The 21979-nt window shown below is 44.3% G+C and carries 20 protein-coding genes; 9 read left to right on the forward strand and 11 right to left on the reverse strand.

Annotated features, from left to right (window positions below; genetic code table 11):
- Positions 1 to 243 precede the first annotated feature (243 nt).
- The 3 genes from cysK to OSCIL6407_RS0121320 form a co-directional block, all read right to left on the reverse strand.
- Positions 244 to 1224, reverse strand: a complete 981-nt coding sequence (gene cysK, locus OSCIL6407_RS0121310; RefSeq protein WP_007353236.1) for a cysteine synthase A — start codon at positions 1222 to 1224, stop codon at positions 244 to 246.
- Between the two features lie 218 nt (positions 1225 to 1442).
- Entirely contained in the window at positions 1443 to 2831 is a 1389-nt protein-coding gene (locus OSCIL6407_RS0121315; RefSeq protein WP_007353235.1) for a tetratricopeptide repeat protein, read from the reverse strand.
- On the reverse strand, positions 2831 to 4165 hold the full coding sequence (locus tag OSCIL6407_RS0121320) for an ATP-binding protein (RefSeq protein WP_007353234.1): 1335 nt from the start codon (positions 4163 to 4165) through the stop codon (positions 2831 to 2833). The genes OSCIL6407_RS0121315 and OSCIL6407_RS0121320 overlap by 1 nt, the downstream gene beginning before the upstream one ends.
- A 361-nt stretch (positions 4166 to 4526) precedes the next feature.
- Between OSCIL6407_RS0121320 and ribBA the strand changes: the two genes are divergently transcribed.
- The 4 genes from ribBA (at position 4527) to OSCIL6407_RS0121340 (ending at position 9938) form a co-directional block, all read left to right on the forward strand.
- Positions 4527 to 6305, forward strand: coding sequence for a bifunctional 3,4-dihydroxy-2-butanone-4-phosphate synthase/GTP cyclohydrolase II (gene ribBA, locus OSCIL6407_RS0121325; protein ID WP_007353233.1), 1779 nt, complete (start codon positions 4527 to 4529; stop codon positions 6303 to 6305).
- The gene (locus OSCIL6407_RS0121330; RefSeq protein WP_007353232.1) at positions 6302 to 6535 is read left to right on the forward strand and encodes a hypothetical protein; all 234 of its coding nucleotides are present in this window, start codon (positions 6302 to 6304) and stop codon (positions 6533 to 6535) included. The genes ribBA and OSCIL6407_RS0121330 overlap by 4 nt, the downstream gene beginning before the upstream one ends.
- Positions 6536 to 6539: 4 nt before the next feature.
- On the forward strand, positions 6540 to 7976 hold the full coding sequence (locus OSCIL6407_RS0121335; RefSeq protein ID WP_007353231.1) for a pentapeptide repeat-containing protein: 1437 nt from the start codon (positions 6540 to 6542) through the stop codon (positions 7974 to 7976).
- Positions 7977 to 8207: 231 nt separating this feature from the next.
- Positions 8208 to 9938: a helicase HerA domain-containing protein gene (locus OSCIL6407_RS0121340; protein WP_026103808.1), complete on the forward strand. Its 1731-nt coding sequence runs from the start codon at positions 8208 to 8210 to the stop codon at positions 9936 to 9938.
- A 151-nt stretch (positions 9939 to 10089) separates the two neighbouring features.
- On the opposite strand, the gene OSCIL6407_RS0121345 is transcribed toward OSCIL6407_RS0121340, so the two are convergent.
- Entirely contained in the window at positions 10090 to 10887 is a 798-nt protein-coding gene (locus OSCIL6407_RS0121345; protein ID WP_007353229.1) for an LmeA family phospholipid-binding protein, read from the reverse strand.
- A 445-nt stretch (positions 10888 to 11332) separates the two neighbouring features.
- Between OSCIL6407_RS0121345 and OSCIL6407_RS0121350 the strand changes: the two genes are divergently transcribed.
- Both OSCIL6407_RS0121350 and OSCIL6407_RS0121355 read left to right on the forward strand, forming a co-directional pair.
- A complete protein-coding gene (locus tag OSCIL6407_RS0121350; RefSeq protein WP_007353228.1) occupies positions 11333 to 12124 on the forward strand; it encodes a pseudouridine synthase in 792 nt (263 codons plus the stop codon).
- Positions 12121 to 13215: a helix-turn-helix domain-containing protein gene (locus OSCIL6407_RS0121355; protein WP_007353227.1), complete on the forward strand. Its 1095-nt coding sequence runs from the start codon at positions 12121 to 12123 to the stop codon at positions 13213 to 13215. Before OSCIL6407_RS0121350 ends, OSCIL6407_RS0121355 begins: the two co-directional genes overlap by 4 nt.
- A 143-nt stretch (positions 13216 to 13358) precedes the next feature.
- Here the strand turns inward: OSCIL6407_RS0121355 and malQ are convergent, their stop codons facing one another.
- Together malQ and OSCIL6407_RS0121370 are read right to left on the reverse strand one after the other, a co-directional pair.
- Positions 13359 to 14867 (reverse strand): 4-alpha-glucanotransferase, encoded by a 1509-nt coding sequence (malQ, locus tag OSCIL6407_RS0121360; RefSeq protein ID WP_007353226.1) that lies wholly within the window; start codon positions 14865 to 14867, stop codon positions 13359 to 13361.
- A 485-nt stretch (positions 14868 to 15352) separates the two neighbouring features.
- A complete protein-coding gene (locus tag OSCIL6407_RS0121370; RefSeq protein ID WP_007353224.1) occupies positions 15353 to 15730 on the reverse strand; it encodes a type II toxin-antitoxin system HicB family antitoxin in 378 nt (125 codons plus the stop codon).
- Positions 15731 to 15808: 78 nt separating this feature from the next.
- Here OSCIL6407_RS0121370 and OSCIL6407_RS0121375 point away from each other — a divergent pair, with 78 nt between their 5' ends.
- Both OSCIL6407_RS0121375 and OSCIL6407_RS0121380 read left to right on the forward strand, forming a co-directional pair.
- Complete coding sequence (locus OSCIL6407_RS0121375; protein WP_007353223.1) at positions 15809 to 16237, forward strand: NUDIX domain-containing protein; 429 nt, start codon at positions 15809 to 15811, stop codon at positions 16235 to 16237.
- Positions 16238 to 16361: 124 nt separating this feature from the next.
- On the forward strand, positions 16362 to 17300 hold the full coding sequence (locus tag OSCIL6407_RS0121380) for an NAD(P)H-dependent glycerol-3-phosphate dehydrogenase (RefSeq protein ID WP_007353222.1): 939 nt from the start codon (positions 16362 to 16364) through the stop codon (positions 17298 to 17300).
- A gap of 53 nt (positions 17301 to 17353) precedes the next feature.
- On the opposite strand, the gene OSCIL6407_RS0121385 is transcribed toward OSCIL6407_RS0121380, so the two are convergent.
- The 4 genes from OSCIL6407_RS0121385 to OSCIL6407_RS0121400 all read right to left on the reverse strand — a co-directional run bounded on the left by OSCIL6407_RS0121385 (position 17354) and on the right by OSCIL6407_RS0121400 (position 19791).
- Positions 17354 to 17584, reverse strand: a complete 231-nt coding sequence (locus OSCIL6407_RS0121385; protein WP_007353221.1) for a hypothetical protein — start codon at positions 17582 to 17584, stop codon at positions 17354 to 17356.
- An 83-nt stretch (positions 17585 to 17667) separates the two neighbouring features.
- Entirely contained in the window at positions 17668 to 17973 is a 306-nt protein-coding gene (locus OSCIL6407_RS0121390; protein WP_007353220.1) for a small RNA NsiR4-regulated ssr1528 family protein, read from the reverse strand.
- 42 nt (positions 17974 to 18015) lie between these two features.
- On the reverse strand, positions 18016 to 18999 hold the full coding sequence (locus OSCIL6407_RS0121395; protein WP_007353219.1) for a threo-3-hydroxy-L-aspartate ammonia-lyase: 984 nt from the start codon (positions 18997 to 18999) through the stop codon (positions 18016 to 18018).
- Between the two features lie 189 nt (positions 19000 to 19188).
- Positions 19189 to 19791 carry a Uma2 family endonuclease gene (locus OSCIL6407_RS0121400; RefSeq protein WP_007353218.1) on the reverse strand — a complete coding sequence of 201 codons (603 nt, stop codon included), beginning with the start codon at positions 19789 to 19791 and terminating at the stop codon, positions 19189 to 19191.
- A 414-nt stretch (positions 19792 to 20205) separates the two neighbouring features.
- Between OSCIL6407_RS0121400 and OSCIL6407_RS38150 the strand changes: the two genes are divergently transcribed.
- Positions 20206 to 21438: a Rid family detoxifying hydrolase gene (locus OSCIL6407_RS38150; RefSeq protein ID WP_007353217.1), complete on the forward strand. Its 1233-nt coding sequence runs from the start codon at positions 20206 to 20208 to the stop codon at positions 21436 to 21438.
- Positions 21439 to 21451: 13 nt separating this feature from the next.
- On the opposite strand, the gene smpB is transcribed toward OSCIL6407_RS38150, so the two are convergent.
- The gene (gene smpB, locus OSCIL6407_RS0121410; RefSeq protein WP_007353216.1) at positions 21452 to 21931 is read right to left on the reverse strand and encodes an SsrA-binding protein SmpB; all 480 of its coding nucleotides are present in this window, start codon (positions 21929 to 21931) and stop codon (positions 21452 to 21454) included.
- Positions 21932 to 21979 lie beyond the last annotated feature (48 nt).

Here is a 21979-nt window from a genome sequence, read left to right on the forward strand (position 1 = left end):
TCGCTCGCAATGACAATAAAGCTCGCAATAGCAATAAAGCTCGCAATGACAATAAAGCTCGCAATGACAATAAAGGATAGCTGGATTTGGTATAATCGGCGGTTGAAACCGCGTCTACACAGACAAAACCCGCCTACGCGGGTTAAATTTTTACATCCTCTTTTAGGTCGGACTTTGATAGTCGAGACGTACATTCTCTGCGCCACAATACCTCACAAAATCCGAGCCTAATACAATTGATTATTATGATACAGTAGTTGTTAGGGAAGGCGATGATTCCTTAACAGCTTCGATATCTTTGAACAGCACTGTACTCAGGTAACGTTCGCCAAAACTAGGTTGCACCATTACTATCAGTTTCCCAGCATTTTCTGGGCGTTTGCCGATGGTAATTGCTGCTGATAAAGCTGCACCGGCAGAGATACCTGAAAGCAATCCTTCTTCTTTGGCTAATCTGCGGCTAAATGCGATCGCGTCGTCATCGGTAACGGCAATCACTTCATCGATTAGTTCCTTGCGAAGGACTTCGGGCACAAATCCCGCGCCAATACCTTGAATTTTGTGCGGGCCCGCTTTACCTCCCGCGAGCACTTGACTGTTGACAGGTTCAACTGCGATCGCTTTAAAACTCGGTTTCCGCTGTTTAATTACCTCAGCAATGCCTGTAATTGTCCCCCCAGTACCAACCCCAGAAATTAAGAAATCGATCTCACCATCCGTATCTGCCCAAATTTCCTCTGCTGTCGTTTCCCGGTGAATTTTAGGGTTAGCGGGGTTGTTGAATTGTTGCGGCATAAAAGCATTGGGAGTTGTCGCGGCAATTTCTGTCGCCCGCGCGATCGCACCTTTCATCCCCTCATACCCCGGTGTCAATTCCAATTCTGCCCCGTAAGCCTTCAGCATCGCCCGCCGCTCTAAGCTCATCGTATCTGGCATGATTAAAATTAAACGGTAGCCTTTCGCCGCCGCTACCATTGCCAAAGCAATTCCCGTATTTCCCGAAGTCGGTTCTACTAAAATTGTTTTCCCTGGTGCGATCGCTCCCGCCTCTTCTGCTGCTAGAATCATGCTAGCGCCAATTCTGTCTTTTACTGAAGCTGCCGGATTCATCCCTTCCAACTTCACTACAATTCGAGCTACACAACCTTCTGCTTGCGGAATTTTGTTAAGCTGAACTAAAGGAGTCCGCCCAATTAGTTCCGTCACGTCTTTAGCAATTCTCATGGAAATACCCCTGTGATGTTTTTATCAACGATCGTGTTTTTACCATGAAAGCCCCCTTTATCGATAAAGTTTTAGGGTTTTTCAAGATTTAAAGGCATTGTAGGGTCGAAGCAATTGAGCCTTTATTTACCGTGAAATCCAAAATTTCTGGTGCAAATGCTTTTGCCATTACCCAAGTAATTACTAATTATCACAGATTTTGTCAAATACAGTATTTATTACCTCAGTGGAGAGGTCAAAATAATAGTAGCAAACAAATAAGATACGAAGGCTGCGCTTCCAGAAATCCCCAAACACAGAAAGCTAACTACTGTTAAAATCATCCCTACTGCTGGCGGCATATAATTCCTTGCAATAAACAAAGTCATTCCAACTAAACTCAAAATCACAACAACAGCCGCGTAACTTACCATCCAAACCTTCTCTCGCCCTGGGGGATAAGCAATTGTTACCGCCACTGGTATTAGTGGTACACTAAGGGCAAGAGCAGATAAAACTGTTAACTTTCTCGCTTCCATATTTGATAAAACTTCAGCACCTATAGTCCCCGAAGTGCAGTAGCAAGTGAAAGCAAAAATAATACCACATACAAAGCTAGCTTTTATCAACTCGGTTGAAGGGGTCGCCAATTTCTCGGAGGAGTTAAACTGCAAAACCAAGGTAAATACTAAAGGAAAGACTATACTTAACAAGCAGTATCCAAATGAAATTACTGGTAGCCACCTGGGAAAGATACTGTTAATAGGAAAAATTGCAAAAATCAATTCCCCAATCACAATTGTCAAGAAAAAATACGCAACTATCCGACCTATTTTTGTAGTGATACTCAACCAACGATATGTCAAGTATCTGCGTTTGTAAACTTCAACTACACCCAATTTAGCATTTTCTAATTGGGGATCAATTCTGAGAGCTGCCATAAAGTGTTGTAATGCTGCTTCATTTCGCTCTTCATCCAGCACAAACCATCCCAAACTACTAAGTGCACTAGGATTTTCAGGATCGTTGAGCAGTGCGGATTTAACATTAGCTCTCGCTTGCTGCTTGCGACCTAATTCGGACAGAATTGCTGTGCGGATATTAAGGGATTCTGGATGTTGGGGGTTTATTCTTAAACCTCGTTCAACTGTTTCTAAAGCTTTCAAGTAGCAATCCCTATAAGGTCTTTTGCCTGTAAATAAATCACTAACAGTCATAGTCTCTAGACTTTTTTCCCAGCGTTCAGCTCTCTGTATGTGCAGAATTGCTAAGAAACAAAAGTAATCAGCATTTTCCGGCTCTAATCGGATTGCCTCAGCAATTGCTAATTCTGATTTCTGCAATTGTTTAACATCATTTAAAGTCCGGCGGTACTCTCTATAAAGCCTGAGAGCAACGCTTGCCTGTACGTAGTGAGCATAGGAATAATCCGGGGCGACATGAATCGCTAAATCGGCTTCTTTGACAGCAGCTTCATATTGCCGAAATTCAATTAAGCACAAACTTAGCCAAGCATGAGCTAGCGAATTTTCGGGGTCAGTTGCTAACTCTTCGCGCAGTTCCTTTTCTGCCAACTCGTAGCGAGATTGTTGGAGTAAAATCTCGGCTCGTTCTAGATGTACGCCCATTATAGTTTTAAGTATTTGAGAATATCGTCGTAGACACCGCCTTGATTTGAGTATAAGGCATAGTTGCGAGCAGTAGCAAACCATTCTTGTGCGGAGGGTTTGATTGTGTCTGCCGCCGCTGCCAAGTCTTTTGTAGTCAGAGGTTTGGGGATACCTTGTTTCATCGCTTCCTGCAATTTTTTCTCCACTGCTAAATCAAGAATTGCTTTCAAATCTGCACCTGAAAAATGTTCAGTTTTTTTACTCAAATAATCGAAGTCAATGTCTTGAATTGGCTTGCCGCGACACAGCAACCGCAAGATAACTGCCCTCGCTTGAAGGTCTGGCGGCGGTACGAAAAGAATGCGATCAAAACGCCCCGGTCTGCGGAAAGCTGAGTCTAAAAACCAAGGGCCATTTGTCGCAGCTAATATTAAAATACCTTCGTTAGAAGTTTGAGAGCCATCTAATTCGGCAAGGAATTGGTTAATAATTTGGCGGTTCCCCGCTTGGCGCATATCAGTGCGTTTTGCTGCTAGCGCATCCACTTCATCAAAGAAAAGTACGCAAGGTCGATCTCGCCGCGCTTGCTGAAAGATTTCATGCAGGTTTTTCTCGCTATTTCCAATCCACATATCTAGGACATCATTAATGCCAATTGAGATGAATTTGGATTGAATTTCTCCAGCGGTAGCTCTAGCGAGATATGTTTTGCCGCAACCGGGAGGGCCGTAGAGCAAAACTCCGCCGCCTATAGATTTGCCGTAGGCTTGATAAATTTCTGGGTTGGTTAAGGGATAGATAATTTTGAGGCGAATTTCTTCTTTAATTGTTTCCATTCCGCCCACATCTTTGAAGGTAATTGTAGGTTTTTCGTGGGATGTTTCTAGGGGAGAGGCTGTATCTTCTAAGAAGTTGCGATCGCTACCTGCATTCTGTAAACCGTCTCTCAAGACAAAGCCTAGTCTCTCAGCCAATTCTGGGTCATTAACCGCAGGGTCAGCCTCAACTGCTTTGCGGTATTGCTTCGTTGCAAGTCCGACCTCGCCAGTGCTTAGCAGGATGCGAGTATATAATAGATACACGCTAGCTCGATTTTCGGAACTTTTGAGTAGGTCTTCGACAATTACCACCGCTTGAGCACTCTTGCCTTGCTGATAGAAAGCGCGGGCTAGACCGAATTTAAGTTGGTGGGTAGACGGTGCGATCGCCAGCGCCAATCTATACTCTGTCTCAGCTTCCTCAAATTGTCCCAGCCCTAAAAGAGTATCTGCAAGGTGCTGGCGTAGGGGTACGTTGTCGGGAGAAAATTGGAGGGCAGCACGGAGTGCCTGAAGCGTTTCTTTGGTACTCATAAATACGCAGATAATTAGCTTTGATTCTAATTAATTTAATTAAAACCTAGAAGCGAATCTTCTACGTAGATGAACATAAATAAACACTATAACTTGTAGGGTGGGCGCTCGCCGCAACAAAACTTGTAACTCATAGCTATAGATAGTTGTCGGCGATCGCCCTTACGTTTAATTGCATCTTGATTATTTTTCTACAACTCAACTATTGACAACTTTCGATATTTATAGTATAGAAACCCAGTAATCGTGCCAAATCTATCCGAGGTGAGATGCGATCGCCTCTGTACCGAAGCCAAAAGGTTACAATTAAAAACAAATTAGCATTTCATAACATTACGGTTTCGTTAAATTGAACTCCTCTGTGCAGCCCAACAACAACTCCACTCAACCCTTTGAATTTGACTCAATAGATGCCGCCCTAGCGGAACTCAAGGCCGGACGCGCCCTAGTAGTAGTCGATGACGAACACCGCGAAAACGAAGGCGATGTCATTTGTGCTGCCCAATTCGCCACCCCAGACATGATTAACTTCATGGCAGTTCAGGCGCGGGGATTGATTTGTCTAGCATTGACTGGCGATCGCCTCGACCAACTCGACCTCCCCCTGATGGTCAGCAAAAACACCGACAGCAATCAAACCGCCTTCACCGTCAGCATCGATGCCGTTAGCAACGTCACCACAGGCATCTCCGCCGAAGACCGAGCTCGCACCATCCAAATCGCCATCAACCCCACCACCAAACCAGAAGAACTGCGTCGTCCCGGTCATATTTTCCCCCTCAGAGCAAAAGAAGGCGGCGTATTAAAACGCGCCGGTCACACCGAAGCATCAGTTGACTTACCAAGACTCGCAGGACTATACCCCGCAGGCGTTCTCTGCGAAATTCAAAACCCCGACGGTTCGATGGCCAGATTGCCAGAATTAATCGAATACGCCAAAACCCACCAGCTCAAAATTATCAGCATTGCCGATTTAATCAGCTATCGCCTCAAACACGATCGCTTTGTCCGCCGCGAAACCGTCGCCAAATTGCCCACTCAATTCGGCGATTTCATGATTTACGCTTACCGCGACCTTCAGGACAATACCGAGCACGTCGCCATAGTCAAAGGCGACCTCGCGGATTTCCAAGATAAACCAGTCATGGTGCGCGTCCATTCCGAATGCCTGACCGGAGATGCCTTGGGTTCTCTGCGCTGCGACTGCCGAATGCAGTTACAAGCGGCCTTGAAAATGATTGAAAATGCCGGATCGGGCGTAATAGTTTACTTACGGCAAGAAGGCAGAGGAATTGGTCTGGTCAACAAATTAAAAGCTTACTCCCTGCAAGACATTGGCTTTGATACCGTCGAGGCAAACGAACGCTTAGGCTTTCCCGCCGACCTGCGAAATTACGGCGTGGGGGCGCAAATGCTCAACGATTTAGGTGTCAAAAAGATCCGCTTGATTACCAACAATCCCCGCAAAATTGCTGGTTTAAAAGGTTATGGAATTGAAGTTAGCGATCGCGTTCCCCTACTGATCGAAGCCACAGACTACAATTCCATGTATTTGGCCACAAAAGCCGAAAAACTCGGCCACCTACTGTTACAGACCTATTTAGTCACAGTAGCAATTGAAATGAAGGAAGAAGGAACAGGGAAGAAGGAAGAAGGAAGAGAGAGGAAAGAAGAAGCAGAAGCAGGAGAACTAGAATTCCTCGCCTCCAGTCCTCAAATCCCAATTTACGATCGCTACGATCGCTTAGAGAAACTGCGGGCGATCGCGAAAAGCCATGACTTAATCTTGCAAGAAGAAGCTAGACCAGTCGCGATCGCCCTCTTCGGCCAAGCCTCCTTAATCGTACATCTAGGCTTCGATCAAGCCGGACTTGCGGCCCCCCACTGGTACTCCGAACCCAACCACCCTTACATAAATGCGATCGCCCAAATTCTCGACGAAATCGCCACCACCTGGCCCCAACTGCAAAAATTGGAATTCATGGTATCCTCCGGTGCCGATCCCCTCAAAACCTTACAGGTAAAATTAGACAGGCAAACCTTTCCCCTCCCTGTTCTCCCTTCCTCAATGGCAGCACACCTGCAATCTCAAGTAATATACAGTTTCACCAATATCAAAACTCACGAGTCAGAAACTTGAAACCCATTCAACCCAGTCAGCACTTAGAAACCTATTGTCTGAAAACAATTTACCAGAGAAAAGCCAATGAATATCTCCTAACTCCAGATAATACGCTGCGCCAAAAAGGCAAACGGCGTATGGGCAGGAACCCAGAGAATATTCAATTATCTCTCTGGGATATTGAGAGAGAAATCTCGCTCAGAATCCCATCCCCTTTAGGGTTGGGAGTGTCAATTCAAGGGACTTAGTGACATGGAATTGAACGTTGGTGACTTTCTCAACCGCCTCGATCTCAGAGGACAAGAACTCAAAGGTACTAACCTCGCGGGTGCGGAACTCCGGGGAGCCAACATGAGGGGAACCGACCTCAGAGACACTAACTTCAACAATGCTAGCCTCAAATATGCAGACCTGATCGAAGCAGACTTGAGCCGAGCCAATCTCAGCGGAGCAGACTTATCCGAATCATTCATGAATTTGGCTAACCTCACCGAAGCAGACTTGAGGGGAGCCTGTCTCAAAGAAGCAACTCTTGTAGGAGCAGAGCTAACAGGAGCTAACCTCCAGCAAGCAAGTCTAATTATGGCCAACTTAGTTGGAGCCAACTTAGATAAAGCCAACTTAGCCGGAGCCAACCTCAGCGGCGCAGATTTTCGGGGAGCCCAATTGAGCGGTGCAATTTTGGAGAAAGCTGTTTACAATAACCGCACCATTTTCCCCCAAGATATTAACCCCACTGAAGCAGGAGCTTTCTTGCTTGCTCCCAGCGTCTCGCTACCAGGACTAAATCTCAGCAAAGTCGATCTGACCGGTGCTGATTTGAAAGGAGCTGACTTAAGGAGAGCAAGTTTAATTAGAGCCAACTTATTTGGCGCAAAACTCGATAGAGCAAATTTATCTGGAGCCAACCTCAGCGGCGCAGATTTAAGAGAAGCAAGTTTAATTGCCACCATTTTAGAAAAAGCTGTTTATAATAATCGAACTTTATTTTCTGAAGGTATTGACCCCAGTTTTGCTGGAGCCTACTTAATCGCTCCCAATGTTTCTCTGCAAGGGGTAAATTTAGTTGGTGCTGATTTAAGCGGTGCTGATTTAAGCGGTGCTGATTTAAGCGGTGCTAACTTAAGCGGTGCCAATATGACAAAAGTAGATCTTAGCAAAGCTAACTTGAAAAAAGCTTACCTTAAAGGTACAAACTTAGAGAGTACAGATTTAAGAGGAGCGAATTTTACGGGTGCGATTTTACATCAGGTAAATTTGAGCGCTGCTGACATTAGAGAAGTAGATTTTACTAGAGCAGACCTCAGCGGTGGTAATTTGAGCGAGGCAGATTTGAGAGGTTCTGACTTGACAGGAGCGAGTTTGCTTCATGTAAACTTGAGTGCAGCAGATTTGAGAGGCGCTGACTTGACTAGAGCTGACCTCACCGGCGCAAATTTAAGCGGTGCTGACCTCAGAAAAGCTGAGTTGATGAGAGTAAATATGGAGGGTGCTGATTTGAGTGAGGTAGATTTAACTGAGGCTAATTTATTTCGAGTTAATCTCAGAGGCGTTAATCTCAAAGGTGCAAATTTGAAGGGTGCAAAGTTGAAGGGAGTATTTTTGACGGATGCTTATTTGAGTGAAACTGATATGACAGATGTGGCTCTTAGTCAAACATTTTTTGAGCTACCAAATTCTATAGAATAATTTTGTTAGTTGTTAACTGTTAACTGTTAACTGTTGGTAATTTATGATATTATTACAAATAATCTATGATGTAATTGTGAATAATATTTGGTGTCATTGCGAGCGCAGCGAAGCAATCGCAAAGACTTGAGATTGCTTCGCTGCGCTCGCAATGACGGAAATCTGGTCAATCACCAATCACCAATTACCAATTACCAATTACCAATTACCAATTACCAATTAGCATTTAAAATGGATAAACCTTTAGGTTCAGTTATTCAAGGTTCCCTCAGCAAGGGATTAGAAGTGCGGCTACATCCTGATGTTTCCGTAGAAGAAATGAGAGTAGGCAAATTTTTAGTAGTCCGAGGAGTGCGATCGCACTTTTTTTGTATGCTGACTGATGTATCATTAGGAACATCTAGCGATCGCATTCTAGCCAACCCGCCTCACCCCAACGATGATTTTATGCAGGCCGTTCTCGCTGGCAGTAGCACTTATGGCACAATTGAATTATCGCCGATGTTGATGTTGACTGCGGAACGAGAAAAACAGCAGGCGATTTTTCCTCCTAATGTCAGTAACAGCAAGCAAAGAAAGTCCAATAATTCTAGTTTGTCTTCAATGGAAGTGCAATCTAGTGCTGATATTGAACTACTGCCTGTAAAAACAATTCCTAGCCATTTTTCTCAAGTTTTTGACGCGACAGAGGGCGATTTTAGGGCAGTCTTTGGCTGGGAAGACGATCCCACCCGCCGCAATTTTGCCATCGGCCAACCGATTGATATGGAAGTTGATGTTTGCCTCGATTTAGATCGGTTTGTAGAACGCAGTAATGGAATTTTTGGCAAGTCAGGAACCGGAAAATCTTTTTTAACTCGCTTGCTTTTATCGGGGATAATTCGCAAAAAAGCCGCAGTTAATCTGATTTTTGATATGCACTCTGAGTATGGCTGGGAAGCGGTTTCGGAAGGGAAGCAATTTAGCACAGTTAAAGGTTTACGGCAGTTATTTCCCAGCCAAATTGAGATTTATACTCTCGATCCTGAAGCTACAAAACGCAGGGGTGTTCGGGATGCAATGGAACTTTATTTGAGTTACGATCAAATAGAAGTTGAAGATATTTCTCTCGTGCAGCGCGAGTTAAATCTTTCGGAAGCAAGTATAGAAAATGCCATCATTCTGCGGAATGAGTTAGGCAATTCGTGGATTAACAAGTTGCTGGCAATGACTAATGAAGATATCCAAATGTTCTGCGAAGAAAAACGGGGTAATAAGTCTTCGATTATGGCGTTACAGCGAAAACTCGAACGGTTAAACGATCTAAAATATATTCGCAATCGTTCTAATCATAATTATGTCGGGCAAATTTTGCAATCTTTAGATGCGGGTAAGAATGTGGTGATTGAGTTTGGCTCTCATTCGGATATGCTATCTTATATGTTAGCCGCGAATGTGATTACTCGCAGAATTCACCAGTCCTATGTGAAGAAAGCAGACAATTTTTTAAGAAGCAAAAATCCCTGCGATCGCCCGCAACCTTTAGTGATTACAATTGAGGAAGCTCACCGTTTTCTCGACCCGGCTATTGTCCGTTCCACTATTTTTGGTACAATTGCTAGGGAGATGCGGAAATATTTTGTCACCCTATTAGTTGTAGATCAAAGGCCTTCGGGAATTGACGCTGAGGTAATGTCACAAGTTGGTACGCGGATTACTGCTTTGCTGAATGATGATAAGGATATTGATGCAATTTTTACCGGAGTTTCTGGGGGGCAAAGTTTACGATCGGTTCTCTCTAAGTTAGATTCTAAACAGCAAGCTTTAGTTTTAGGTCACGCTGTACCGATGCCAGTTGTGGTGCAAACTCGTCCTTATGATGAGAAGTTTTATCGGGAAATTGGGGATGTTGATTGGGAAGATATGACCGATAATGATGTGTTTGAGGAGGCGGAGTCTGCGTTGGCTGATTTAGGATTTTAGCGCGAATGGAATTCGCTGTATAGCAACCACCACAACGGTTAGGACATTTTCAATCAAACCATTTCTAGTATTGCATTTTCCTCCTGCCTCCTGCTATACAAGCAATTTCCGCCTAAGCCTAAAGCAGGCTTTCCTCCTAGAAAATGGGAAACTAAGGCAATACTCTAATTCCCCCTCGACAAACCAACTCACCGGGATGCAGAATTAATTCTTCAAGGTCAACTTCTGACCCTAAATCCAATTTAAAACTATCTAGATTTCTACTATTTAATCCTTGCGAAATCTCCACTTCTGGTTGTTCAAATAGTAACTCGCGACCACTTGCCAAACCCAAACCAGTCCGCAGTAAAAAAGCTATTATTTGACCATTATTTAACAAAATTCCTGCCTTTAATATTAGCTTGCCCGCCTCAATTTTAATCTGCGGATTTTGCAAATTTAATCCCTGCTGAAGATCGCCGACATCTACCGGCAAAAGCGGCAACAAAAAATCACTTAAAGCCTTAGCGAGTAAAGGTGCTGAAAGTGAAGTATTCAAATCAGCTTCATTTAACCTGGCAATACCGACAACTGGGATTGGTTCTAACAACCTTAGCGGTTTACCTTTAATCACTTGACCTAAATTGATGCGGATACCAGTACCGACAAGGGAAATATCAGTCAAGTGCAATCCTTGATATACAGCACCTTTAGCCGCGATCGCCACTTTCGGAACTGTACCGCCCAAAATTTGGCGATCGCTACCCGAAATCTCCACAGATAACTCCTTTACCTGAGAAACCTGCGATCTCAACAGCAATTGCACGGCTGGAGACAATACCGCACTGACAATTCTGCTACCTTTACCCCCTAGAGATTCCTCAGACAATAAAGCGCGAGCGCCATTCCCCAATTCATTAACTTCACCAGCACCATCACCCGATTGGGGAGAATCAAAACCCATAGCCATAGCCAACTTCAGAACTTATACCAATTTAATGTGAAGTTGCACTTTATTAAACACCCGATTTTGAGGGGCTAGGGGGGAAGAAGGGGCTAGGGGCTAGGGGAAGAAGGGGCTAGGGGCTACGATGCTCAGGGCTAGGGGAAGAAGGGAAAGAGAATAAAAGTAAGGGCTTCGCTGCGATCGCGCTTGCCGAACCATTCGCTCAATTTAGAATCTCCTAATGGTCTTGGCGGTTGCTATATTTCTTATGATACATTGACGTAATGAGGGGTTACACCCCTCAATCATTGACCGATCTAAAGTAAATTGTCAGGCTCAGCAGCGCGATCGAAAACAGAAACATCCAGACAGCAACTATTCCTGTAATATTTGTACATAGTCATCTAAATCATGCAAAGATTTAGCTTGTCCTTTATTGATTCGATAACTCCCCCAAGCCGTCCGCTGTATGGATGAAAGGCTGCAAAAAATACTCGCCCAGTGGGGCATTGCCTCTCGCCGCCAAGCAGAAGAGATGATTCTCGCTGGACGAGTGCGAGTTAATGGCAATACTGTCCAGCTAGGACAAAAAGCTAATCCTGCGAGCGATCGCATAGAAGTTGACGGAGTGCGCGTCAAATCAGAGCGCCGACCCCAGCCGGTCTATTTGTTACTCAACAAACCAGCCGGAGTCGTTTCAACTTGCTCCGATCCCGCACAGCGCACCACAGTCCTAGATCTGTTACCGCCCAAACTGCGTGCCGGTTGCGGCATTCACCCAGTAGGGCGCTTAGATGTAGAATCCACAGGAGCTCTGCTGCTCACCAACGACGGTAATCTCACCTTCGCTTTGACCCATCCCCGCCATTGCGTCCCCAAAACTTATCAAGTTTGGGTAGAAGGCGATCCCCCAAAATCGGTATTGCAAACGTGGAGTCAGGGCGTTCTCCTATCACGCAGAATGACATTGCCAGCTCAAGTTAGAGTGCAAGAGCGTAACGGTTCCCAGACACTTTTGGAAGTAATTCTTTACGAGGGGAGAAATCGACAGGTGCGCCGAGTTGCTGAACAGTTGGGATACCCAGTGATTCATCTGCACCGCACGGCAATCGGCCCAATTCTATTGCAGCCGCCAGGAGAGCCGGAATTGCCGGCAGGACACTACCGACCTCTACTCGATTCTGAAATTACTTTTTTGTGGAACCGAGTCAACCTAACATCAGTAAATGTGCCAGTAGATGTCAAGGAGCACAACTTATGACGAAGAATTTATTTTTTTTACTCTTCAAAAAAACTAAGAAGAACCTAGAGTCAGCCAATACCGAACAGGCCCAAAGCCTTGCAGAAATTGGCGCTCAACTCCGCCAATTCCGAGAACAGCACTCAATCTCCTTAGAACGAGTGTCGGTAGTAACGATGATTCGATCGCGCCTGCTGCAAGCTATTGAGGAAGGGGAACTCGACGAACTGCCCGAACCCGTCTACACCCAAGGCTTGATCAAGCGCTACGCGGAGGCAATGGGTTTAGATGGCGAACAGTTTGCCAACTTTTGCCCTGCAACACCGATACTGGAACGTCCAAAAACCTCTTGGCGAGATTTGCCCCTAGCTCAACTGCGACCGATACACCTGTACCTGCTTTATCTATTTGTGATTGTCGCGTCTGTCAACGGTCTATCTCAAGCGATCGGTCGTTCCGATACAGCGGATACAGCCGAAACAGGGGTGACGGCATCAAAACCCCCAGCTAAGGCACCAATTCCCAGCAAAAGCGTTACCAAGCAGCCAGGAAATCAAGGCACTTTAGTGGCCGAGCGGGCTAGTCTTCCGACTGCTCCGGTAAAGCAGCCTTCTTTCCCTGATGCTGCTGTGCGGGATGACTATGCCTCGTCGCCGCAGCCATTGGTAACGAGTGCTTCCAACCAACCAACTCCCTCGATCTCGGCACAAGTAACCAATGCCTCCAACCAGCCAACTCCCTCGATCTCGGCACAAGTAACCAATGCTTCAGGCCAAGGATCGCCTTCTGTGTCGGTAAAGGCAACTAACGCTTTAGCTCAACCAGCAGCCCATCAGCAAGTGACTATTAGCGTCACTGTCAAGGAGGAAACTTGGGTGTTGATTGAGGTTGATGGCAAAACTGAGTTTGAGGGTAATTTACCTGTGGGGACTCAGCGGACTTGGCAAGCGAAAGAGCAACTGTTTTTCAGGGCTGGCAACGCTGGCGGGGTACTGTTGGCTGTGAATAACGGCGAGGCCAAGCAACTAGGACAGCCGGGGGCGATCGAAGAAGTGGTCTTAAAAGCCAATGAACCCCCGGCGGCGACAGAAAAGAGGAAAGATCGAGGTTGAACCTGGTTTTTATTGAGGGAAAAAAGCTTGCTGTATAAGCATTCTTCCTTCTCTCCTAAATAACTAAATCTTTCTCTCCTAGATAACTAAATCTTTCTTCCTTCATCTTTCATCCTTCTTCCTTCATCCTTCTTCTGGGGTTTTCATTCTTTGATGGGCGCTCGGCCGTAGAGATTGGTGAGGGAATTAAGGCGATCGCCTATTTCCTGATTCAAAGCCCCAGACCGATACCGCCAGCCCCAGTTCCCCTCTTCTTTGCCCGGAAAATTCATCCGAGCAATATTTCCTAAACCTAAAATATCCTGAACTGGAAGGATCGCGATATCCGCAATCGAACTCAAGGCCAACCGGATCAAAGACCAGTGGATTCCTTGAGGATCGACGCAGCCTAAATAACCCAAAAAGAAGTCTCTTTCGTAGGATTGGAGTTGTTCAAACCAGCCGATAGTTGTGTCATTATCGTGAGTGCCGGTGTAAACTACACAGTTGCGGACATAATTAAAAGGTAAAAAAGCATTATCGCGAGCGCCACCAAAAGCGAATTGCAAAATCTTCATCCCTGGAAACTCAAATTTATCCCGTAGCGCTTCTACTTCTGGGGTAATTACGCCTAAATCTTCGGCAATAATTGGCAAGCTGCCAAATTTCTCTTGAATTACGTCAAACAATGCCGTTCCGGGTGCTTTAATCCAAGTACCGTTCATAGCAGTTTTTTCACCTTGGGGAACTGCCCAGTAAGCATCAAAACCTCGGAAATGATCGATCCGAGTTACGTCTACGCAATCGAAAATACTCTGGAAACGCTGTACCCACCAATGAAAATTATCTGCTTGTAGTTGCTCCCAATTATAGACTGGATTGCCCCATAACTGACCTGTGGCGCTGAAGTAATCGGGGGGAACTCCGGCCATTAAAGCTGGAAGACGAGATTCTTCTTCTAAGCAAAATGTTTCAGGATGAGACCAAACATCAGCACTATCATGAGATACATAAATGGGAATATCACCAATTATTTTAATGCCCCGCAGGTTTGCATAGCGCTTTAATTCTGTCCACTGACGGAAAAACTCGAATTGGAGGTATTTGTGGTGAAAAATTTCCGCAGTTAGCTTTGTCCGCCACAGTTCTAAAGTCTCTGGTTGACGTTTAGCAATTGCTGGTTCCCAAGTATGCCAACTCGTACCTTGAAAGGTATCTTTTAAGGCCATAAATAAGGCGTAATCTTCTAGCCAGTGAGCCTTGCTTTCGCAAAAACCAGCAAATTCAGTTTGCTGCATAGAAGTGGCTTGAACCTTGAAGTTTTCGCTGGCTTTTTGTAGGAGGGGAAGTTTAGTTTGAATGGCGCGATCGAAGTCTACAGTATCGAGAGGAAATCCTGGTACCTGTGCGAAGTCTTCGTCTGTTAATAAACCCTCATCTCGCAACCGATCGGGGCTAATTAAAAATGGATTTCCCGCCATTGCTGAATAGCACATATAGGGGGAATTGCCATATCCCGTTGGGCCCAGGGGCAATAATTGCCAGTATTGTTGATTGTTGTCTGCTAAAAAGTCAATGAAGCGATACGCTTCTAATCCCATATCTCCAATCCCGAATCGACTCGGAAAGGATGTGGGATGGAGTAAAAGACCGCTCGATCTGCGAAAAGGCATAAGCAACCTAAAATATAAAGTATAGAGTTGGGTATTTTGTAGAGAGTGCTTGACACTTTTACCTACAAATGGTATTTCTGATCCTAGTGTTTACGGTTGTGTTTTTAAGACCGGAGTAGGCTAAGAACAGTTTTTTATTATCGCATATTTTACTTACTTGAATTTGTGGTAAGGGCGCTCGTCATTTAAGTTTAATTTTGACGAGAGAGTAGAGAAGGCCGAACCCAACAAAATAGTTATATTGTCCAATCTTCAAATCTCAAAGCAGGAACGCGCTCAAAATCTCGTCGATTGCGAGTTACTAAAACCCCAGATCGGGAAATCACACAAGGAGCAATTCGTATTAAGCCGCCCATAAAATTGTTCTTCTACTGTAATAACAGTAACAGCAATTTCGTCAGAATTGACTGCGCTAATCCGACTACTAACTATTGGATGATTCTGTTGAAAAAGCGAAACATGATCCGTATCGAGTACCCACAAACTCATTTTGTCTCTTCCTCCGCATCCATTTGACGGTAATAAGCTTCCATCTCTTCATCTCGTTCGCGACGTAAAGCTGCTATATCAGCTTGCATCTCCTCGAAGTAGGGATCGTCTTCATACTTACCCGCAAACTTCATCCAAGGATGTTCTGGTTTTGGGCGATCGATTTCTAGAGAAACTATTTCTACTTTGTCTAAGCGCTCTGTTACAATCTGGCGTAAACTGGTCAAAGTTTCTTCGCGGGTAGAACCAAAAGCTTGACACTCTGGCCAGCCCAATACTGTGGCTCTATATCCTTCATTTTCTTGTTTTTCAAGCATAACTGGGTAAGTTAGCTTAGTCGATTTTTCCGATGGGGCAGTAACATTAGTAGTCATAAAATTACCTCTCTACAACTCTTTCATAAATTATAACTTCCTAGTATTATAAAATTAGTATAATTTTTACCCAAATCTGTGACTTACCGCAATCCTACTCCTACAGTTGACATTATTATCGAATTAATCGATCGCCCCGCGAGGCCGATTATACTAATCGAACGATGCAATCCTCCCTACGGTTGGGCTATTCCTGGTGGCTTTGTCGATTATGGCGAAACCGTAGAAACGGCTGCCAAGCGTGAAGCTCAAGAAGAAGTAGGATTAGAGGTAGAATTAATTGAGCAATTCTACGTTTATTCTGACCCCAATCGTGACCCTCGCCAACATACTCTTAGCATTGTATTTTTGGCCGCAGCAACAGGGGAACCCCAGGCTGCTGATGATGCTAAAAATCTAGAACTTTTTGAACCTTGGCGGTTTCCAAGTCAACTTTGTTTTGACCACGATCGCATTCTCCGAGATTATTGGCGTTACCGTCACTATGGAATGCGGCCTCGTTTGTAATGGCTAATGGCTAATGGCTAATGGCTAATTGCTAATTGCTAATTGCTAATTGCTACATCTTCCCCCTCTCCCAGTCTTCCTTTCTTCTTCTTCCTTCTTCCTTCTTCCTTCTTCCTTTAAGAATATGGCAATTTTAACAGTTTTAGGTGCGGGTGCTTGGGGCTCCGCAGTGGCAACTCTAGCTAGTAATAATGGCCATCAAGTTAATTTGTGGTCGCGTAGTAGTTCTTTAAACCTAGACTCAATTTTAATTGAAACAGATGTGATTGTTTCAGCAGTTTCTATGAAGGGAGTTGTGGAAACAGTCGAGCGAATTAAAGGGATAAATTTAAATACTAATGCTATCATAATTACGGCTACTAAAGGTTTAGACCCCGTTACTACTCGCACTCCTTCTCGCATTTGGCATGATGCTTTTCCCGAACGTTCTATTGTTGTACTTTCCGGGCCGAATCTGTCTCAAGAAATTGTCCAGGGTTTGCCTACTGCGACTGTTGCTGCTAGTATAGATTTAGCGGCGGCGAAGCAGGTACAAGATATTTTCAGTTCCGATATTTTTCGGGTTTATATTAATAGCGATCCTCTGGGTACTGAGTTGGGGGGAACTTTAAAAAATGTGTTTGCGATCGCGGCTGGTGTCTGCGATGGTTTGCATTTAGGAACTAATGCAAAATCGGCTCTTCTTACCCGTGCTTTACCGGAAATGATTCGTGTAGGTGTGCGTTTGGGAGCGCAAGTTGAAACCTTTTATGGGTTATCTGGTTTGGGAGATTTACTTGCGACTTGTAATAGTGCTTTATCCCGCAATTATCGGGTTGGTTATGGGCTCGCTCAAGGCAAATCTTTAGAGCAGGTTTTGGAAGAGTTACAGAGCACTGCTGAAGGGGTAAATACTACTAATGTATTGATCGATCTGGCTAAAAAACAGGGTATTGAAGTGCCTGTTTCTACTCAAGTTTATCGTTTAATTAATGGTATAATTACCCCTGAGCAAGCTGTCGCAGCATTGATGGAAAGAACAGTGAAGCCAGAGACTAATGTTCCAAGTAATCTAAATAGTTAGGGTGATTTTAAATAGTAGAGGCGGATTCATCCACCTCTACTTCAAATGATAAATTACATTTTGCCTTTCTGCATCACTTCTTGAAGGTGTTGGCGGATCTCCTGTGCTTGATCCATGTCTGTCTGCTTCAATTTTTGGAAGAGTTCTGCACAGGGGTTAGAGCCAGTTTCCTGAGCGTCGTTTATGTAAGTTTCGTAGGCTTTAATTGCTTCAGACTTGTTTTGCAAGACTGTCAGCAAATCGTACTCAAGGTTACTAATGACTGAATTTCCGTTGCTAGCCATAAATTTACCCTCCACTAGGATTTATCAAAAATTTTGACCGATCCTGGAAGGGCATTTCATCTGCCTAAAAGGGTAGATAATCTTTACTTACCACTGTAATAAAAGGCAATTTCTTTGTCTTTAAGGGGAGCAAAGTTTGCATCAGCAAGCATTTGATTGAGCTCTGCTTGGGGGATGTGCTTAGCGCCTATCCGCACGATGCGCGATCGCATTGTATTTGAGACACCGCTGCGCTGTCTTCCGGCTTCTAAACCCATGACTTTGTTATATAGTTCTAGTTTAGCTGTAGGGATGGGAGTGCCGTCAAAATCCAGACCCGATGCGATCGCTACGTCAATAGCATCAGCACCAGTTGTTGTTTTATCTGTTGAGTTTGTTTCGCTAGACATTGGAGAATACAATCAAAAATTTACCACTCAAGCATTTTATCACTATATAAAAAATTGACTGACAAGTTTAATATCTACATTCCCACCGCTGACAATTACGCCAACCCGCAAACCTTCAGCTTTAACAATATTTTCTAACAAAGCTGCTGCTGCTAAAGTGCCTGTAGGTTCGACAACAAGTTTCATTCGTTCCCACATAAAAAACATCGTTTTGCGAATAGCATCCTCGGAAACTGTTACGATGTCGTCCACATAATGGAGGATTAAAGGAAATGTTAATTCACCTAAACAAGGAGTACGTGCGCCATCAGCAATTGTATCAGGATTATAAACAGTTTGTAGCGTTTTGGTGCGGAACGATCGCGCCGCATCATCTGCTTGTTCCGGTTCCACGCCAATGACTCGACATTGAGGCGATCGCGCCTTAGTGGCGATCGCGCACCCAGAAAGCAAACCTCCGCCACCGCAACATACCAGCAACAGGTCTAATTCCCCAACTTCTTCGATTAGTTCTAACGCCGTTGTACCCTGGCCAGCAATGACGTGGGGGCGATCGTAGGGAGGGATAATTGTAGAGCCGCGATCGCTAGCTATTTGCTGGCAAAGTTCCTCTCTTGAAGTCTGAAAGCGATCGTAAAAAATAATCTCGGCCCCATAGCCGCGAGTCGCCTCTTGCTTGACGATGGGAGCATCGGCAGGCATGATAATAGTTGTGCTAATTCCGAGTAATTGTCCCGCCAGTGCGATCGCCTGTGCGTGGTTTCCCGAAGAGAAAGTTAGAACTCCTTGCTGTTTTTGTTCTGCTGATAGTTGAGATAGAGCATTGTACGCACCCCGAAACTTAAATGAACCTGTGCGCTGAAAGTTTTCACATTTAAAAAATACTTGAGATTTTGCGATCTTATTAACAGTTTGGGACGTGAAAACAGGCGTTCTATTTACCTGACCATTTAGGCGTTTTCCCGCAATTTCAATATCGGCAATGCTTACAGGTAAGGCCATAGAATTAGACAAGTTATCAATCATTCTTCAACCTCGGTAGTCTAAATTAAACGTAGGGTGGGCGATCGCCGAAAAAAGTCTTTAAATCATAGCATAAGATGGCTGTCGGCGATCGCCCACATTACAATTTATACCGTTTATTTATGTCCACTTACTTATCAAGTATTTAAGTTTTTTTTAAGCAAGCCTTGATTTCGAGCAACAAAGTTTATGTCATTGATTTTCTGCGGGAATTTCTACATCTTCATAGAGGAGAGAAATAGGAAAGCGGAAGTCAATGCTAGTTAAGCAAACTTCTGGTTCAGTTCCTTCTGAGGTAGTTTCATCAATTTGGTAGTGGGTGAGTTCCCATTTATTTTGATCGTTGAGGCGGTAGCACTCAATGCTAATTTCTTGAGCGTTGATGAGAACATATTCTCTCAATGTATTGATGCGACGGTAATTGGTGAATTTCTTACCTCTATCAAATCCTTCTGTACTAGGGGAGAGAACTTCAACAATTAGACAAGGATATTGGATAAATTCGATAGCGCGTCTGTCTCTTTCATCGCAAGTTACCATAACATCTGGGTAGTGAAAAGGGCCATTTTCAGATATTCTAACTTTGGCATCTGCCATCAAAACTATACAGCCTTTCCCCCGCAAATGGTTTTTTAAAGCTGTTGCTAAGTTAACAGCAATAGAGTTGTGGGGAATATCCTCACCTTTTATAGCTAAGGCTTCACCGTTGACGTATTCATATTTAATCGGTTGTTGTTCTTCCCATTCTAGATATTCTTGGGGAGTCATGTAACGGAATTGTGGGTTAGCAATCATTTGAGGTGTCTGTTATTAGTTATTAAGGATGATTTTATCATGCTTGAAGATTTTGTGCTTTCCCAATCATACAGATTTAGACCAGATTTAGACCGGATTTAGACCGGATTTAGACCGGATTTAGACCGGATTTAGACCGGATTTAGACCCGGCGGTTGAAACCGCGTCTACACAAACAAAACCCGCCTTCGCGGGTTGAATTAATTGTATTTACCCGGCGGTTGAAACCGCGCCTACACAGACAAAACCCGCCTTCGCGGGTTGAAATTATCTTTGAGTCCGCGTAGGCGGACTTCGTTTGTGTAGCCGCGATTTCAATCGCCAGGGCCGATCAAATATGATGCAAGATATCAGTATAAATAAATTTGCGATCGGTTAGGCATTAGGTGGTAGACTGAGTTGAGAGGATTGAAAATGGGGGTAACTATGGACGCTGATGAACTGCTAGAAAGATTTGCAGATGGACAGCGGGATTTTGAGAAACAAAATCTCAGTGGGGTAGACCTTAAAGGTGCAGACCTGAGTGAAATAAACCTAACAAACACAGATTTGAGTGGAGCCGACTTGAGTGAGGTAAACCTAGCTCAGGCTAACCTTTGTGGGGTCAATTTCAGTAGGGCATCCCTAACAAATGCAGATTTAAGTAAGGCAAAGTGTGATTCAGCAAATCTAAGCTTGGCAGACTTCAGTAATACAGATTTAAATGGGGCAAACCTAAGTAATTCTAATTTCAGTAATGCCAACTTGGACAAAGCAAAGCTGAGCGGTACAAACCTCAAATCTGCCAACCTAAGTCGAGCCTCTTTCCTTGATGCAGACTTAAGTAGAGCAAACTTGAGTAATGCAAATCTGACTGGGGCTAATTTGGCTGGAGCAGATTTAACTGCGACCAACTTAACTGGCGTAAAACTCCAAGATGCAAAACTGCAACGAGCAAAACTCCGGGCAGTCAATTTGCATAAATTTGACTTGTCAGGTATTAATATGTCTGATGTCGATTTGAGTATAGCAGACTTGGGAGAAGCTAACCTCAAAAAAACTTGTCTGCGAGGGGCAAATTTAGAAAGAACCAATCTGCAAGGGGCAAATTTAATGAGGGCAAATTTAAGTGGAGCTAATTTGAAAAGAGCAGATTTGACTGACGCAAAAACTTATGGACTGAGCATCAAGGATGCCGATCTCACAGGTGCAATAATGCCCGATGGAGAAATTTATAACCCAGAAACCTCTAACCAAAAATCAGAAAATTCAATAACTATGACACGCAAAATTATCTGTACCGAAAACGCACCCAAACCAGTAGGCCCATACAATCAAGCGATCGCAGCCAGCGGTACAATGATCTTCGTAGCCGGTCAAATTGCGATCGACATCCGCATTAACCAAGTCGTCTACACCGAAGACATAAACAAACAAACAGAACAAGTCATGGCAAATATCGAAGCCATCCTCACAGAAGCCGGTGCTACTTGGTTAGATGTCGTCAAAACCACCATTTATCTCAAAGACATGAACGATTTTGCTGCTGTTAATGCCATCTATGGCAAATATTTTGATAGCACAACAGCACCCGCACGGGCCTGCGTCGAAGTTTCTCGCTTACCAAAAGATGTCTTAGTCGAGATAGATTGTATTGCCGTAATTTAATCAAATTCGACAATTAAAACTGCTTCATAGCCCGTTCAATACTTCGCTTATCATCCCGTTCCTTAATACTATCCCGCTTATCGTGTAGCTTCTTCCCTTTCCCCAAAGCAATATCAAGTTTCACCCAGCCGCTCTTGAAATACATCTTCAACGGTACCAAAGTCAAGCCCTGTTGCTCCACCTTACCTAGCAACTTGCGGATTTCCTGTTTGTGCATCAACAGTTTGCGGGTGCGGCGGGGATCGTGGTTAAAATAATCGCTGGCCTTTCCCCAAGGCGAAATGTGGGCATTAATCAACCAGACTTCGCCATTGCGAACTAAGGCATAGCCGTCACGCAAATTGACTTTGCCTTCCCGAATCGATTTGACTTCGGTGCCCTTCAGCTCAATTCCAACCTGGTAAGTCTCTAATATTTCATAGAGAAAGCGGGCTTGGCGGTTGTCGCTGATTATTTTGTAGCCTTCGCTCTTCTTTTCACTCTTTTCACTCATTAATCTAATTTAGCGTGTCGGCCTGTAGTCAGGGAAGTATTTCCTCAA

Source organism: Kamptonema formosum PCC 6407 (assembly GCF_000332155.1).
In the GTDB taxonomy this organism is placed as follows: Bacteria; Cyanobacteriota; Cyanobacteriia; order Cyanobacteriales; family Microcoleaceae; genus Kamptonema; species Kamptonema formosum.